Origin of the sequence: Mesorhizobium sp. M1182 (assembly GCF_040318335.1) — a bacterium.
Taxonomy (GTDB): Bacteria; Pseudomonadota; Alphaproteobacteria; order Rhizobiales; family Rhizobiaceae; genus Mesorhizobium.
The window spans coordinates 25,176-41,823 of the sequence record NZ_JAMYMD010000046.1 but is presented as its reverse complement, the minus strand read 5'-3'; the positions used below and the strand labels follow the sequence as shown (position 1 = coordinate 41,823).

Sequence of the window (16,648 nt, the reverse complement as noted above, 5' to 3'; positions counted from 1 at the left end):
TCGATGACGGTGTGTCCGGATGGATCGTGGATACGGTGGAGGAAGCCGTGGGCGCGCTCCGGCGCATAGACAGCCTCGATCGCGCTCGAGTGCGGCAGACGTTCGAGAAGCGGTTCACGGTCGAGCGCATGTGCAGCGATTATCTGGCACTCTACCGAGCACTCACGAGCGGCACGGCAGACGCAGTTGCCCCCACAAACGAGCTCTCCAGAAATATCGCGATGGTGGCTGTGCCGGGCTGAGGAACCGACTGATCCACATACAGACCACGACGGCGGAGTCCGGGAGCGCCTGCGGGGTCTTGTCGCCGGGCGCGGCGATCGCGCCAGAAGCCTTTGATCAGCAGCAAGCCTTCCCGGGACTAATGCTTTCGCGAGCGGCGTCGTACTGCCGCCCGGTCCGGATTGACGCGCGCTACTTTCGCTGCAAAGGTGCTTTAACGACTTGTTTACCATGCGTCGGTCAGGGGTGGGGGGAATTTGGAACGGTTTCTGGGCGCGAACCGCCTTAATTGGGATGATCGGGCCGAACTGCACTCGACCGACACAACGGGCAGCTACCACATCGAGAATGTGCTGGCCGGCGGATCCAATCTCTATGAGCTGGAAACGCGCGAGCTCGGCGATATCGCCGGCAAGGATATCGTCCACCTGCAGTGTCACATCGGTCTTGACACGATCAGCTTGAAGAATCTCGGCGCAGGCAGCGTGACCGGGCTCGACTTTTCACCGACGGCGATCGTGGCAGCGCGGGATTTTGCTGCGAAGGCAGGCACCGAAGTGCGCTTCGTGGAAGCGCCACTGTTCGAGGCGGTGGAAGCGCTCGGCCGGACCTTTGATATCGCTTACGTTACCTGGGGTTCGGTAAACTGGCTGGACGACGTGTTCCGTTGGGCGCGGGTGGTTGCCGATCTTCTGCGACCCGGCGGCCGCCTCTACATGGCCGAGGGCCATCCATTGCTGTTTCAGTGCGATCGAAAGGCCGCGGCCCTGGAATTGAAGCACGACTGGCGAACGCCGATAGCTCGGCCGCTCGCCTGGAACGAGGAACTGACCTACACCGGCGATGATCGCATCTTGAAGCATCCTCGCTATTATGAATGGATCCACCCGATCAGTGACGTGGTGAATGCGCTGATTTCAGCTGGTCTGACGCTCGATTTTCTCAATGAGCATGACACGGTTTCGTGGCAGCACTTTTCATTTGCCGTGCGGGCCGGCAAGGATATGTACGGCTTGCCGGAGAACTCTCCCAAGATACCGATGGCTTATTCCATTGGCGCGACGAAGCGCAGCGTCGGCAAGATACCATACCTTGTGTCTCCCAAGGCGATTGAGGGGCACTAGTCCAGGTCAACGCTCCAGAGTACTCGGGTCGGAGCGTCGACTTGTGCAATCGCGCTCGCGCTCCTCTATCTTCCGAGCAAGCCAGGTCTAGCTGGCCTCTCTCTCGGTCCGCTTCCACAGACGAGCGCCTTGAGATGAGCAGATCTCCTCGCGAATGGTCGACAGACGCTGGATCGCCGGCGCCAGCGTATCTCAATCAGTGGGACCATGGCAGTGGAAGTCGGCAGCTGGCTCCAACCGCTCGGGCCTGCAACGTCAGCAACGGTCGGAAGTGCAAAAGCTCTAAGGAGCGTGAAGGTCAAATTAAACATTGAAAGCTAATGTTCCTCATCGGGTCGACCCGAAAACCTGAAATGGCACTTGAGGAATCGCCTATTGGCTTTTTTCCGCGCTAGGTTCGGCGGCATCAAGGAGGTCGTCTTTTCGTCGGCAAATATTCCGGCGGCGATCGCGCTTGTCGTCATACTTATCAGCGCTGCGTTCGCGGAGCACCAGAACAAAATCGTCTCGGACCAGGCCGTCCGTGCGGACGTGCTGACCAAGGTCAACCTCATCCGCGCCAAGCTCGAAGGCAATATCAACGGAAACCTTCAACTCGTGCGTGGATTGGTCGCCGCGGTCGTGACCGAGCCCTATATGGGTCAGCAACGCTTCGCCTCGCTCGCGAGCAATCTGTTTGGCGCCGACTCGCAATTGAACAATATTGCCGGCGCGCCCGATCTGGTCGTTTCCCTGATGTACCCGATGGAGGGTAACGAGCAGGCGATGGGCCTGGATTACCGCAAGAACGAGCGACAGCGTGCGGCTGCGCTAAGGGCGCGAGACGAACGCAAGCTGGTGCTTGCCGGTCCCGTCGAGCTGAAGCAGGGAGGACAAGGCTTCATCGGCCGCTTTCCGGTTTTCGTGCGGAGCGCGGGCAATACGGAAAGATTCTGGGGCATCATTTCCGCCGTTGTCGACGTGCAGCGTCTTTATCGGGCGAGCGGGCTGCTTGACGACGATCTCGGGATTGACATAGCGCTGATCGGCAGGGACGCTCTCGGCCAAAATGGAGACCAATTCTACGGTAATGAGCGGATCAGCAAAAGCGATCCGGTGACAGCCGACGTTGTGCTCCCGTCCGGTTCGTGGCAAATCGCGGCCATTCCCAAAAATGGCTGGCCTTCGACGCCAAGCAACGCATGGTTGTTGCGCGCTATCATGGCGACGGCCGGAGCCTTGGTTGTGTTCCCTTTCCTGGTCACAGGCCGCCTGATTGGCGAAAGACAGCGCAATTATGCGGAATTGCGTCGATTGTCACGACGCTTGGAACTCGCCCTGGAAGCGTCGGCTATTGGGGTTTGGGAACACGATCTAGCGACCAACGAGCTTACGTGGGATGATCGCGTCAACGAAATATATGGCAAACCAACCGGCGAGCACCGGGGCTATCCAGACTGGGCGGGAGCAATACACCCAGATGATTTGGCTGGCGCCAACGCGGACTTCGACAGGGCGGTGGCCAGCGGACGACCATATTTGTCGGAGTACCGGATTGTGCGTCAGGATGGCGAGATCCGTCATGTCCGGTCCAAGGCGATCGTTTACCGGGTCGCAAACGACACCCCAAAAATGATCGGCGCGGAATGGGACGTGACTTCCGACGTCCTGCTGAACAAGGATCTGGTTCGTGCAAAACAGCTGTCCGAGTCGAAAAATGCAGAACTCGAGTCAGCCAAAGCGCGCATAGAGCACATCGCGCTTCATGATTCGCTGACCGGCTTGCCCAACCGGCGTTACCTCGACCAGGTACTGGAACATTACGCGGCAAACGCCAGGCGCTCAGGCGGGCACGCGGCACTGCTTCACATAGATCTGGATCGGTTCAAGCACATCAACGATACGCTGGGCCACGCCGCCGGTGACGCGATGTTGGTTCACGCGTCAACCGTGCTCAGGTCGAAGGTCGGCGACGAGGGATTCGTCGCCCGTATCGGGGGAGACGAATTCATCGTTCTGTGCGTGGTGCGCGACGATACCAAGCAGCTGGCGCTGCTCGCCGACCGCGTCATCAGCCAGATGCGCGAACCGGTGTACTATCAGGGTCATCGATGCCGTTTTGGTGTCAGCGTGGGAATCGCTGTCGACAACGGAAAAGATGTCGAAGCCAAACACCTGCTGGTGAACGCCGATATCGCGCTTTACCGAGCAAAGGCGCGGGGGCGCAATCGATACGAATTCTTCACAGACGCGATGCAAAGCGAAATCGTCGATACCAAGCGGATTGCCGACGAAATTCTCGGCGGCCTCGAGCGCAACGAGTTCATCCCGTTCTACCAGCCCCAATTTGACGCAAAGACGCTCGAAATCGTTGGGGTTGAGGCGCTGGCGAGGTGGAAACATCCAATAAAGGGTATTTTGGCGCCCGACGTCTTCCTGAGGATTGCAGAAGAACTGAACGTTGTCTCGATCATCGACCAAGCCATATTGAAGCAATCGCTTTCGGATTTCGAAGCGTGGTCCGCTGCAAAACTTCACATTCCGCGGGTGTCGGTCAATGTCTCGGCCAGGCGCCTTCAGGATGAGGAGCTCATCAAGAGCCTGCGAGAGCAAAATATCAAGAAGGGAACAGTTTCGTTTGAGCTTGTTGAGTCGATTTTCCTGGACGAGAACGACGACCTTGTCACGTGGAACATCGAGCAGATAAAAGAACTGGGGATTGACATCGAAATAGACGATTTTGGTACCGGTTACGCTTCAATGGTCAGTTTGCTGAAGTTGCAGCCGCGCCGGCTGAAGATAGATCGGCAGCTGGTCACCCCAATCGTCAAATCGCCGCAGAGAAGGCAGGTTGTCTCGTCGATCATTGAAATCGGCAAGTCGCTGGGTATCGAGGTCGTGGCGGAAGGCGTCGAGACGATGCAGCATGCACGGCTACTCAAGGGCCTGGGCTGCGACATATTGCAGGGTTATGCCTTCGGCCACGCGTTCGATTCCGAGGGACTTAAGACCTTTGTCCGATCGCGACGCCTGCGCACGGCCAGCTGAGCCTCGGCGCCAGAATTTATCGAGCCGACCGCCTTCACGTTGCGGTACATAGGCGCACAGCGGACAAAGCTGAAGACAACGCCAAACCTCAGATCAGCAGCAGGCCCTTCATGCTGGAGTGGCCTTTCCTGCCGATGATGATGTGGTCGTGAACGGCAATGCCAAGCGGTTTGGCCGTCTCGATGATCAGCTTGGTCATCTCGATGTCGGCGCGCGACGGCGTCGGGTCTCCCGACGGATGGTTGTGCGCCAGAATGATCGCCGTGGCGGAGAGCTCCAAGGCGCGCCTGACCACCTCGCGCGGATAGACCGGTGTGTGGTCGACGGTGCCGACCTGCTGGACTTCGTCGGCGATCAGCGCGTTTTTCTTGTCGAGGAACAGGATGCGGAACTGCTCGCGCTCCTCGAAGGCCATCACCGACCGGCAGTATTCGAGAACCTGCGTCCAGGTCGACAACAGCTCGCGGCCGGCGATCTCGCCGCGCGCCATGCGCTGCGCCGTTGCCGCAACCACCTTGAGGTCGAGCGCCACCGCCGGGCCGATGCCCTTCACCTCCTGCAGGCGCTCGACGGACGCACCGAGGACCTCGGCCAATGTACCGAAGCGTGCCAGCAATGCCTTGGCGACCGGCTTGGTGTCGGCGCGCGGGATCAGCCGGAACAAAAGAAGCTCGAGCAGTTCGTAGTCGGGGAGGGTGTTGGCACCGGCGGCGAAGCGCTCGCGCAGGCGGTCGCGATGGCCGAGATAATGCGGCTTGTCGGCGGCCACCGCCTTCGCGTGGGATCGCACTGGCCTTTCGGGAAAGAAGGCCCGCTCGTTGTCGTTGCCGTTCATGGCTGCCCCACCCAGCATTTGCCGGGCAAGGTAACGCCCGATCTGCCAGACACTAGGCCCGCAGGCCGGGGCGGTCGAGGTTTTTTGGCGACAGCGTGAAGATCTCGCAGCCGGTCTCGGTGACGCCGATCGTGTGCTCGTACTGCGCCGACAGCGAACGGTCGCGCGTCACCGCGGTCCAGCCGTCCGACAGCACTTTCACATGCGGCCGGCCGAGATTGATCATCGGCTCGACGGTGAAGATCATGCCCGGCCGCATCTCGACGCCTTCGCTGGCGCTGCCGTAATGCAGGATATTCGGCGCGTCATGAAACAGCCGGCCAACCCCGTGGCCGCAGAAATCGCGCACCACCGAGCAACGCTCGGCTTCGGCATAGGTCTGGATGGCGGCGCCGATGGCGCCGGTTCGGGCGCCCGGCTTGATTGCCGCGATGCCGCGCATCAGGCACTCATACGTGACTTCGAGCAGCCGCTCCGCGGCACGCTTGATCGTGCCCACCGGATACATGCGCGAGGAGTCGCCATGCCAGCCGTCGAGGATATAGGTGACGTCGATATTGACGATGTCGCCATCCTTCAACGGCTTGTTGTCGGGTATGCCGTGACAGACGACGTGGTTGATCGAGGTGCAGGATGATTTCGTATAGCCACGGTAGTTGAGCGTCGCCGGAAGCGCGCCATGGTCCATCCCGAACTCGAAGACGAAGCGATCAATCGCTTCGGTGGTGACGCCGGGCGCCACAATCGGTACCAGTTCGTCGAGGCAGCGCGCGGTGAGATCGCAAGCCTTGCGCATGCCGACAAAACCTTCCTCGTCGTAAAGACGGATCTGGCCGGTGTTTCTGAGCGGTGCCGTGGCGGCGTCGAGATAGGTGACCATTTTATCCGTCTTGCAGGGATGCGGGGCTGGATGAGCCTCCGCGAGAGAAACCTTCCCAGATTTGGCACTGGAAAGCGCAAGGTTCAAGGACGAACTGCCGGCGACCGCCGAAGACCGGCGATATTCACGCCTGGGGGCATTCTCTTTGCCTCTAACGGCCCATGCTTCGCCAGGTTCATTGACCACCGTAGTGACGACACATTTCTAGGTGAGAAGCGGCCCAAGCATTAAGCCGCCACGGCAATTTTTTGCGACGAACGGCGTTGCTGCGGGGGTGTCAGTTCGGGAGAGATCGAATGGACAGACTGCAATTCGAGGTGCCGGTGCGGATCGCGCCTGTGCCCGGCCAGCCGGTCGAGGAAATCTACAGTGTCGAGCAGGCGCTCGATTTCCTGCAAACGTGGCCGGTTCGCCGGAAGGGACCAACCTATCAGGCCGCGTTCAATGCCTGTTTTGGCGCCACGGTGGACATCGTCGAGACCGAAGACGCATGGCGGGCCTTCATGGCCTTTTGCCGGGTGAGCGGCCTGCTTGCCAGGGACATGATGGTTCCGCGCAAGCGCGGCGGCGAGGCGAGGGGACTGCGGGCTTAGACAGCCTTCGACGTAGTCCTCAGTCGTCTTCGTCTCTTCTTGCCGACATCCCTATCAGAGTGGCGGGCCCAGCAGAGCTGGCGCAGCATCACGCTGGCGATAGACATGTGCCAAGTTGAAATGCTGGTACGCCCAAGGGGAATCGAACCCCTGTTACCGCCGTGAAAGGGCGGTGTCCTGACCGCTAGACGATGGGCGCGCTCAGATGTGAGCGCTTATAGTTGCGTCGCGACAAACCGGCAACCCGTCTGCCGCCGGCTGCGACAACTTTTTTCCTTTGGCTCCAAACCGCGACTTTCCGACAGCCAAGCTGGTTTTTGCGGCATGATGCAACGTCGCCGAGGGGAGCTTCGCAGTGCCGGAAGAACCTCACCCTAGCCGCGCCTGCGGCAGCGCCAGTTCCAGTCGCGCTCGGGGCCGACATCGACATGGACGGATTCGGTGTGGCAGTAGGTGCCGACGCCACCACGGCCCGGCATGGTGCGGATGTAGCTCGCCAGTTCCCATTTCGAGACGCCAGGAACCTGGATGTCGGCTGCGGCGCAGTACATGTGCAGCGAATTCTTTGCGCCGTTGGCGCGGCGGTTGCGGGCCGGATCGCGATAGCCGGAGGTGACCGTCATCTTGCGGCCGTAGTGGCCTTCGATCGTCTTCAGCACGCGAACCAGCGACGGCTTCAAGCAGGCGACATCGACGCTTTCGTTCTGTTTCAGGAGGCCGTTGGGCGCCAGCCGGGCAAGGCCGGCGGCGGAGGCGACCTGGTAGGCGCCACCCGAACCTTCGTCTTCATTGAGGTCGACGTCACTCTCGTCGTCGAGGCCGGATTTGCGCTTGATCTCGAACAGCGCCGTCTGGCGCACGCCGGGCAGCGCATCGGCCGTGAAGTGGCTGGTATCGCCCGTCGACACCAGCTGCACCGGCTTTTCAGCCGGATCGGCCAAAGCCAGGGTGACGGTGGGTTTTGCCGCAGGCGTCGCCTTGGCCTGCATGACCGTTGGCTGCCCGCCCGATCTGCTGTTGGCCGGCGAAGAAGGTGCCGCCGAAGCAGGCGTGGCGCTGAACAGTGAGGCCAGGAAGTTTTTCTTCGGTGCGTAGGCCTGTGGCTGCGGCATCTCGCCGGCGGTCACATAAACCGGGTTGGTCATCGCCGGTGCGGCGGCCTTGGCGTCGGGCTTCGATGCATAAGCACTGTTCTGCGCCACGGCCTGTTCGGCTGTCTGGGCGTTTGGTTGCAGCGGTTGCGGCGTGTGTCCCGCGATCGTCTCGGCTGCCGTGGGGACGGCGATCGGGAATCCAGCGTCGAGCTTGGCCCCTGGCTTGGCCACCGGCACATAGGCGACCTGCTCTGGAAGGTTGGCGTCGCCGTCGGCATTCATCGTCATTTGTGCGCTTGTCATCTGCGACGATGATGCGGCCGTGCTGGCCTGGGGCGCACCGGCGGCCGTGCTGATTTCGGTAGCCGAGGTATTGTAGCCTGGCATGCCGACCGACATGGTCGGGTCGCCGGCCGAGGTGCAGGACGCCAGGAGCACCGAGAAAAGCGCCGCCACAATGGCGCGGCTTTCTCCCTTCGCGAGGCGCGATCCTGCTGATCTCAAAACAAAATTCCCCCTCGATATCCGACCGGTTCGTCATTGGCGCGGCGTCGAAACGTCTCGTCGAAATGACCCTTGTTCCCCGAACCGGAAACGAGACCTGTGTCAAATCTGCAAGCCTCAAAGTAATTTGGCGGCTAGAGGATGAATCAAGGCTGCTCAGGGTTGACGGCACCATTTCGCCCGCTTTTGGCGGCGCGTCAACTCACCACACATTACAGATGGTTACACGCGCACCTTGACATAGGTGCCGGGGGCTTCGCCTAGAACTTGCATATGCTCGCCCGGTTTGCGGGCCGGTACGCGGGTATTGTCCTTGGCTTCGATCCAGCGTTGCCAGTGCGGCCACCAGGAACCGGGATGGTCGGTGGCCCCGGCGAGCCACTGGTCGAAGTCGCCGGCCGGCTTGCCGCCGGTCCAGTAGTGATATTTCTGCGCCGCCGGCGGATTGACGACCCCGGCGATGTGGCCGGAGCCGGCCATGACGTAATCGACCTCGCCGCCGAAATATTTCGAGCCGAGGAAGACCGAAAGCGCCGGCGCGATATGGTCCTCCTTAGAGGCGAGGTTGTAGACCGGAATGGTAACGTCCTTCAGCGAAACCGTGCGGCCCGCCAGTTCCATCATGCCTTGCGAAAGCCTGTTCTCGAGATAGCAATTGCGCAAATAGAAGGAATGGTTGGCAGCGCCCATGCGGGTCGAATCGGCATTCCAGTACAGCAGGTCGAAAGGCAGGGGATCCTTGCCGCGCATGTAGTTGTTGACGACATAGGGCCAGATCAGGTCGCCCGAGCGCAGCATGTTGAAGGCGGTCGCCATCTTCGTGCCGTCGAGATAGCCTTTCTCGTTCATCGCCTTTTCGACGGCCGCGACCTGCTCCTCGTCGACGAACACTTTTAGATCGCCGGCATAGGTAAAATCGACCTGGGTGGTGAAGAAGGTGGCGGATTTGATGCGGTTGTCGCCTTCCTGCGCCATCAGCGCCAGGGCCGCCGCGAGAAGCGTGCCACCGACGCAATAGCCGATGGCGTTGACTTGCCTTTCGCCGGTGGCCTTCTCGATCGTGTCGAGGCCGTATTGCAGGCCCTCCCTGATATAGGCCTCCCAGCTCTTGGCGCCGTGCCGCTCGTCCGGGTTGATCCAGGAGATGATGAAGACGGTGTGGCCTTGCTCGACTGCCCAGCGAATGAAGGATTTTTGCGGGTTGAGGTCGAGGATGTAGTATTTGTTGATCCATGGCGGGCAGATCAGCAGCGGCCGCTTGAGCACGGTGTCGGTAGTCGGTTCGTATTGCAGGATTTCGGCGACGTCGCTGCGGCCGACCACCTTGCCGGGAGTGGTGGCGAGATTCTTACCGATCTCGAAAAGCGAATAATCGGCCTGCCGCAGCTTCAGGTCGCCCTTGCCGGCGGCAATGTCCTCGGCCAGCATCTTCATGCCGCGCACCAGGTTTTCGCCGTTGGAGGCGACAGTCTCGCGAAACAATTCCGGATTGGTCAGGATGAAATTCGACGGCGAGATGGCATTGGACACCTGCTTGACATAAAAGCCGGCCTTGTGGCGGGTGTGCTCGTCCAGGCCATCGGCGTGCTCGACCAGTTCGGCCGCCCAGCGCGAGGTGACCAGATACGCCTGTTTGAGGAAATCGAAGAAGGCGTTGCGGCCCCATTCCGGGTCCTGGAAACGCTTGTCACCGCGCTCGGGCTTGATCGCGTCCTCGGCGTCCTCGGCGCCGGCGCCGATGCGCTGGACGGCATTGGCCCAGACGGTCATGTAGCCGGAAAACAGCCGCGTTTGCGCCTCCAGCGCGCGCTGCGGGTCGGAGAGCCAGTACTCGGTGAGCTTGGAGAACGTCTTCACCATGTCGACGACCGGCTCGGCGACGTGATCGCGCACCTCGCCCTTTTCCCGCGGCTCGGCCCATGCCGAGGCGGCCTTGCCGGCCTGCTCGATCATGCGAGCCATGTTCAGGGCGAAGCGTTCCGGGTCCTTCACCAGGTATTGCTCGACGGTCGAAGGTTGGTCATCTTCCGCTTTGCCCGAATCGGGTGTTTTGGACATGGTTCGCGGGGTTCCTCCCGAAGCGTTTTGTTGACATATTACCATGGGATATCGAACAGGGTCCAATGTGCTCTAACCCGGCCGCCAGGAAAACAATATGACGATTAATATTGGCAAGGACGTTTTTTCCGGCACTGGTCGTTTTTGCCGCATGGCGCTCGTCCTGTTGGCGATGGCCGGTTGCACGAGCAGCAACATGGAAGGTGCGGCGCCCGCCACCGGCCTTGTCGGCGCGAAGGACACCGGTTCCTATCCGAACCTGAACATCCGGCCGCAGGTGGCGGCCGAGCAATTCACCGACGAGGAAAAGAACGCCAAGCTCGCCCAACTGAAGGCCGAGGAGCAGAGCCAGGCCGCCAAGGGCGGCGGCGTCAAGGTTGCGGACCAGGCAGCGCTGGACCAGCTGGCAAAAAAACACGGCGCCGAGGCGCTGAAGCAGATCGAAGGCAAATGCGACCCCGCTCTCGACCCTAGTTGCAAATAGGCTTATACGCGCGACCGCAACCTCACTGTCTGGAACTGCCATGGAAGAATTTCACAAGGTCCGCCGGCTTCCGCCCTATGTCTTCGAACAGGTCAACCGGCTGAAGGCCAGCGCCCGTTCGCGCGGCGCCGACATCATCGACCTTGGCATGGGCAATCCGGACCTGCCGACGCCCAAGGCCATCGTCGACAAACTCTGCGAGGTGGTACGCGACCCGCGCACGCACCGCTATTCGTCGTCGCGCGGCATTCCGGGCCTGCGTCGTGCCCAGGCCAACTACTATGCCAGCCGCTTCGGTGTGAAGCTCGACCCGGACAGCCAGGTGGTGGCGACGCTCGGCTCGAAGGAGGGCTTTGCCAATATGGCGCAGGCGATCACGGCCCCCGGCGATGTGATCCTGTGCCCCAACCCGACCTATCCGATCCACGCCTTCGGCTTCATTATGTCAGGCGGCGTCATCCGCTCGCTGCAGGTCGAGCCGGACGACGGGTTCATCCTGGCGTTGGAGCGCGGCATCCGCCATTCGATCCCGAAGCCGCTGGCACTGATCCTCAATTATCCATCCAACCCGACGGCACTGGTCGCTTCGCTCGATTTCTACAAGGAGGTGGTGGCCTTCGCCAGGAAGAACGACATCATCATCCTGTCGGATCTTGCCTATTCCGAGATCTATTTCGACGGCAATCCGCCGCCTTCGGTGCTGCAGGTGCCGGGCGCCATAGACGTCGCCGTCGAGTTCACCTCGATGTCGAAGACCTTTTCGATGCCGGGCTGGCGCATGGGTTTTGCGGTCGGCAATGAACGGCTGATCTCGGCGCTGACGCGAGTGAAATCCTATCTCGACTACGGCGCTTTCACGCCGATCCAGGTGGCGGCGGCGCATGCACTCAACGGCGACGGTGCCGACATCGCCGAAGTGCGCGACGTCTACCGCAAACGCCGCGATGTCATGGTCGACGCTTTCAGCCGCGCCGGCTGGACCATTCCCGCACCGGCGGCATCGATGTTCGCCTGGGCGCCGATCCCGGAGCCGTTCAAGCACCTGGGCTCGCTTGAATTCTCCAAGCTCCTGATCGAGCACGCCGACGTCGCGGTGGCGCCGGGCGTCGGCTTCGGCGAGCATGGCGACGATCACGTGCGCATCGCGCTGGTCGAAAACGAGCACCGGATCCGGCAAGCGGCGCGCAACATCAAGCGCTTCCTCGCATCCAGCGCCAAGCAGCCGAATAACGTCGTACCGCTCGCCGCGCATCGCTGATTGGTTCAGTCACAGCCATGACCGTCCCTGCCAGCATGAACGTCCAGGCCGTCGTTTATGTCAGGCTAATCGATGAGTCGGTTTCCGTTTGGCGGCCGGTGCAAGCAAAACAAATTAGTCCGACCACATACCTCATCTTGGACCAGCCCATACCAGCCTCGGAAGTGTGGGAATTTCACCCCGGGACTATAGTCACCGTGACCCGGAAGCCTGATGAAAACGACGACTATCTGGTTGCGGTCGAAAATCAATTCTAGCTGGCGGACAGACTCTCCGATGACTGAAGCGTTGCGTGTTGGAATTGCCGGGCTCGGCACCGTCGGTGCGTCGGTGGCCCGCGTGCTGCGCGACAAGGCGGCTGAACTGACGCGACAGTGCGGACGCGACATCGTCGTGTCGGCGGTTTCGGCCCGCGATCCCAAACGCGACCGCGGCGTTGATCTTGGCACAGCACAGTGGTTCGACGATGCCGTCAAGATGGCGCAGACCGCCGAGATCGATGTCTTCGTCGAGCTGATCGGCGGCGACGAAGGCCCATCACGCTCGTCCGTCAAAGCGGCGCTCGAGGCCGGCCGCCACGTCGTCACCGCCAACAAGGCACTGCTTGCCAAGCACGGGGTGGCATTGGCCGAGATCGCCGAGAGGAAAGGCGTGCTGCTCAATTACGAGGCGGCGGTGGCCGGCGGCATTCCGGTCATCAAGACGATGCGCGAGGCGATGGCCGGCAATTCGGTGACCCGCGTTTTCGGCATCCTCAACGGTACCTGCAATTATATTTTGACGCGCATGGAAGCCGAGGGCCTGTCCTTTGATGCCTGCCTGAAGGATGCGCAACGGCTGGGCTATGCCGAAGCCGACCCGACCTTCGACATCGAGGGCCACGACACCGCGCACAAGCTGTCGATCCTGACCAGCCTTGCCTTCGGCACGAGGATCGCCGCCAACGATATCTACATGGAAGGCATCTCCAACATCAGCCAGGCCGACATCCGCGCGGCCGGCGATCTCGGCTACCGGATCAAGCTGCTTGGCGTCGCCCAACGCACCGAAAGCGGCATCGAGCAGCGCGTGCACCCGACCATGGTGCCGACGGCCTCGGTCATCGCGCAGGTGCACGGCGTCACCAACGCGGTGGCGATAGAAACCGACATCCTCGGCGAATTGCTGCTTTCGGGCCCTGGCGCCGGCGGCAACGCCACCGCGTCGGCGGTGATCGGCGACATTGCCGACATCGCCAAGAGCCGGCCTGGCTTCCAGCATGGTCCGGTCTTCGGCCGGCCGGCAAAGGAATTGAAGCCTTACAAGAAGGCGCAGATGCGCAGCCATGCCGGCGGCTATTTCATCCGGCTGACCGTGCACGACCGCCTCGGCGTCTTCGCGGCAATAGCCAAGCGCATGGCCGACAACGACATTTCGCTGGAATCGATTGTCCAGCATGCCGCCGGGCCGGAAACCGAGGCACAGAAGACGGTCATCCTGGTGACCCACGAGACGACCGAGGCGGCGGTGCGCAAGGCCGTCGACGGCATCACCAGGGACAGCCTTCTGACCGACAAGCCGCAAGTCATCCGCATCGAGCGGGCCGGATAGCAGTCTCACATTTTGCGTTTAATCGATTGATATTGCTGCGCTTTCAAAAAGGTCCAACGCAGGTCTTGCTGTTGTCACGGGGCTTTGACACAAGAAGCGCGTCTCTGGCGGGAGGCTAAACTGCCAACGAGGATTGTCCATCGATGAATGTGGCCCAGAACATTGTCGCCGGCCTCGACCGGATACTGACCATGGAATTGGTGCGCGTCACCGAACGCGCCGCGGTCGCGGCCGCCAGATTGCGCGGACGCGGCGACGAGAAAGCCGCCGACCAGGTCGCGGTCGATGCCATGCGGCAGGAGCTCAACCGTCTTGACATCAACGGCACGGTGGTGATCGGCGAAGGCGAGCGCGACGAGGCGCCGATGCTTTATATCGGCGAAGAGGTCGGTACCGGCCAAGGCCCGGCTGTCGACATCGCGCTTGATCCGCTCGAAGGCACGACGATCTGCGCCAAGAACCTGCCCAACGCACTGGCCGTTATCGCCATTGCCGAAAAAGGCAGCCTTTTGTTCGCGCCGGACGTCTATATGGACAAGATCGCGATCGGTCCGGGTTATGCCGACGGCATCATCGACATCGATGCCTCGCCGGCCGAAAACATCGCCAGCCTCGCCAGGGCCAAGGGCGTGCCGGTGGCGGAGATCACCGCCTGTATTCTCGACCGGCCGCGCCATGGCGCCTTGATCGAAGCCGTGCGGGCGACCGGAGCCGCGATCCGTCTGATCGGCGACGGTGATGTCGCCGGGGTCATCCATACCACCGACCCGGACGAGACCGGCATCGACATCTATCTCGGCACCGGAGGCGCGCCGGAGGGCGTGCTCGCGGCTGCCGCCTTGCGCTGCACCGGTGGCCAGATGCAGGGCAGGTTGATCTTCGATACGCCGGAAAAGCTGGCGCGCGCCGCGAAGATGGGCATCTCCGACCCGAAACGGATCTACCACACGCAAGACATGGCACGCGGCGACGTGCTGTTTGCCGCGACCGGCGTCACCGACGGCAATATGCTGGCCGGCGTCAAGTTCGGCCGCAATTTCATCACCACGCACACGATCGTGCTGCGCTCGTCATCGCGGACCGTGCGCGAAATCAAAGCCAGGCATCAGGATCTGGAAAAGTTTTGATTTCGACTCAGTTAGCCGTTGCATATTGTGCGCAATGACAAATTGCAGACGGCGCGTCACGTGACGGGGGAAAGACGCTTTTTCCTCGATGTCAGGCAGTCGGCCACCGGCGTTTCCTGGGAACACCGGCTGACCGAGCGTCAGGACATGGCCGCGCTCGCCATCGCGCAAGGGTATGGCGTGCCTGACATCGTGGCACGTGTGCTGGCCGGGCGTGGTGTCACCGCCGAGCAGACCGAGCGGTTTCTGGATCCGACCATCCGCAATCTGCTGCCCGACCCGGCATCGCTGACCGACATGGACAGGGCCGCCGCTCGCATCGCCCAGGCGGTGATGGCCAGGGAAAAAGTGGCGATCTTTGGCGACTACGATGTCGACGGCGCCGCCTCGTCGGCGCTGCTCAAGCGCTTTCTCGCATATTTCTCGGTGGCGTCGGAGATCTACATACCGGACCGCATCTTCGAGGGTTACGGCCCCAATCCGGAAGCGATGCGCGAACTCGTCTCGCGCGGCGCGACGCTGATCGTCACCGTCGATTGCGGCACCAACAGTGCTGCTTCCATCGACGCGGCGAAGGCCGCCGGCGCCGACGTCGTGGTGCTCGATCACCATCAGGTCGGCGGGCCGTTGCCGGCGGCGGCTGCGGTCGTCAACCCCAATCGCGAGGACGACCTTTCCGGACAAGGCCATCTTTGTGCTGCCGGTGTCGTCTTCCTTTGCCTGGTGCAGACCGCGAAGATTCTGCGCGGCCGCCTGCCGGATGCCGCACCGCCGGACCTGCTTGGCCTGCTCGACCTGGTGGCGCTGGGCACAGTCTGCGACGTGGTGCCGCTCACCGGCGTCAACCGCGCCTTCGTGGTCAAGGGGCTGCAGGTGGCGCGGCAGCAGAGAAACGAAGGGCTGGCGGCGTTGGCGCGGGTCTCGCGTATAGGCGAGCCGATCAGCACGTTCCATCTGGCCTTTCTGATCGGTCCGCGCATCAACGCCGGCGGGCGCATCGGCGACGCAGCACTTGGCAGCCGCCTGCTTGCAACCGACGACCCGGTCGAGGCCCGCACCATCGCCGAGACGCTGGATCGGCTCAACCAGGAACGGCAGTCGATGGAGCAGGAGATGCTGGCCGCCGCGCGCTCAGAGGCCGATGCCGAGCTTGCCGGCGGCAATGGTCCGGCCATCGTGGTGACAGCCAGCAGCAACTGGCATCCTGGCATTGTCGGCCTGCTTGCCTCGCGGCTCAAGGACCATGCAAGACGGCCGGCCTTTGCCATCGCCTTCAACGCCAATGGTGTCGGTACGGGGTCAGGCCGTTCGGTGTCGGGCTTCGACCTCGGCCGGCTGGTGCGCGAGGCTGCCGATGCCGGGCTTATCATCAAGGGCGGCGGCCACGGAATGGCGGCCGGCATCACTGTCGAGCGGGCGAAGCTCGGCGAACTCAGGGCTTTCTTCGAAGAGCGCGCGGCGGTGGATGTGTTCCGCCTGCAAGGCGAGGAGAGCCTGGCGATCGACGGCGCGCTTGCCGCCGAGGGCGCGACGCTTGCGCTGCTCGATGCGCTTGAGAGGGCAGGGCCGTTCGGCGCCGGGCATGTTGCGCCGGTGTTCGCGCTTCCGCGCCACCGGCTTGTCGATGCGCGGGCGGTCGGCAGCAACCACATCCGCGCCGACCTGCAGTCGGAAAGCGGCGGCCGCATCCAGGCGATCGCCTTTCGCGCGGTCGACACGGCTCTTGGCGAATTCCTGTTCAAGAACAGGGGTAAGCCGGTGCATGTCGCCGGCTCGCTGTCGGGCAACCACTGGAACGGCAACCGCACGGTGCAGTTCCGCATCATCGACGCGGCGCTTGCCTGAGAGCTCG

12 protein-coding genes, 1 tRNA gene and 1 pseudogene are annotated in these 16,648 nt (G+C 62.1%); 9 read left to right on the top strand and 5 right to left on the bottom strand.

What is annotated here, in order from left to right:
* From NKH33_RS30355 to NKH33_RS30345, 3 genes and pseudogenes are all read left to right on the top strand, one after another.
* Window positions 1-242, top strand: a pseudogene (locus NKH33_RS30355) (glycosyltransferase family 4 protein); the annotation flags it as partial.
* Between the two features lie 237 nt (window positions 243-479).
* Window positions 480-1,346, top strand: coding sequence for a class I SAM-dependent methyltransferase (locus NKH33_RS30350; protein ID WP_352540670.1), 867 nt, complete (start codon window positions 480-482; stop codon window positions 1,344-1,346).
* A 447-nt stretch (window positions 1,347-1,793) separates the two neighbouring features.
* Window positions 1,794-4,373 carry a bifunctional diguanylate cyclase/phosphodiesterase gene (locus tag NKH33_RS30345; protein WP_352923045.1) on the top strand — a complete coding sequence of 860 codons (2,580 nt, stop codon included), beginning with the start codon at window positions 1,794-1,796 and terminating at the stop codon, window positions 4,371-4,373.
* Between the two features lie 88 nt (window positions 4,374-4,461).
* Here NKH33_RS30345 and radC read toward each other — a convergent pair whose 3' ends face one another.
* On the bottom strand, window positions 4,462-5,208 hold the full coding sequence (gene radC / locus NKH33_RS30340) for a RadC family protein (protein WP_352923039.1): 747 nt from the start codon (window positions 5,206-5,208) through the stop codon (window positions 4,462-4,464).
* Between the two features lie 52 nt (window positions 5,209-5,260).
* Window positions 5,261-6,088: a type I methionyl aminopeptidase gene (gene map / locus NKH33_RS30335; protein ID WP_352451363.1), complete on the bottom strand. Its 828-nt coding sequence runs from the start codon at window positions 6,086-6,088 to the stop codon at window positions 5,261-5,263.
* A 296-nt stretch (window positions 6,089-6,384) separates the two neighbouring features.
* On the opposite strand from map, the gene NKH33_RS30330 reads away from it, so the two are divergent.
* Entirely contained in the window at window positions 6,385-6,681 is a 297-nt protein-coding gene (locus tag NKH33_RS30330) for a DUF982 domain-containing protein (RefSeq protein ID WP_023678889.1), read from the top strand.
* Between the two features lie 124 nt (window positions 6,682-6,805).
* Here the strand turns inward: NKH33_RS30330 and NKH33_RS30325 are convergent.
* From NKH33_RS30325 to phaC, 3 genes are all read right to left on the bottom strand, one after another.
* Window positions 6,806-6,880 (bottom strand) — tRNA-Glu (locus NKH33_RS30325).
* A 175-nt stretch (window positions 6,881-7,055) separates the two neighbouring features.
* A complete protein-coding gene (locus NKH33_RS30320) occupies window positions 7,056-8,174 on the bottom strand; it encodes a YcbK family protein (protein WP_352923043.1) in 1,119 nt (372 codons plus the stop codon).
* Window positions 8,175-8,501: 327 nt separating this feature from the next.
* A complete protein-coding gene (gene phaC, locus NKH33_RS30315; protein ID WP_352923036.1) occupies window positions 8,502-10,337 on the bottom strand; it encodes a class I poly(R)-hydroxyalkanoic acid synthase in 1,836 nt (611 codons plus the stop codon).
* A gap of 97 nt (window positions 10,338-10,434) precedes the next feature.
* Between phaC and NKH33_RS30310 the strand changes: the two genes are divergently transcribed.
* The 5 genes from NKH33_RS30310 (at window position 10,435) to recJ (ending at window position 16,641) form a co-directional block, all read left to right on the top strand.
* Window positions 10,435-10,821 carry a hypothetical protein gene (locus NKH33_RS30310; RefSeq protein WP_352500851.1) on the top strand — a complete coding sequence of 129 codons (387 nt, stop codon included), beginning with the start codon at window positions 10,435-10,437 and terminating at the stop codon, window positions 10,819-10,821.
* A gap of 40 nt (window positions 10,822-10,861) precedes the next feature.
* Window positions 10,862-12,079: an LL-diaminopimelate aminotransferase gene (locus tag NKH33_RS30305; protein ID WP_352923033.1), complete on the top strand. Its 1,218-nt coding sequence runs from the start codon at window positions 10,862-10,864 to the stop codon at window positions 12,077-12,079.
* Window positions 12,080-12,355: 276 nt separating this feature from the next.
* Entirely contained in the window at window positions 12,356-13,669 is a 1,314-nt protein-coding gene (locus tag NKH33_RS30300) for a homoserine dehydrogenase (protein WP_352451360.1), read from the top strand.
* 143 nt (window positions 13,670-13,812) lie between these two features.
* The gene (gene glpX, locus NKH33_RS30295) at window positions 13,813-14,796 is read left to right on the top strand and encodes a class II fructose-bisphosphatase (RefSeq protein WP_352923030.1); all 984 of its coding nucleotides are present in this window, start codon (window positions 13,813-13,815) and stop codon (window positions 14,794-14,796) included.
* Window positions 14,797-14,856: 60 nt separating this feature from the next.
* The gene (recJ, locus tag NKH33_RS30290; protein ID WP_352923028.1) at window positions 14,857-16,641 is read left to right on the top strand and encodes a single-stranded-DNA-specific exonuclease RecJ; all 1,785 of its coding nucleotides are present in this window, start codon (window positions 14,857-14,859) and stop codon (window positions 16,639-16,641) included.
* Window positions 16,642-16,648 lie beyond the last annotated feature (7 nt).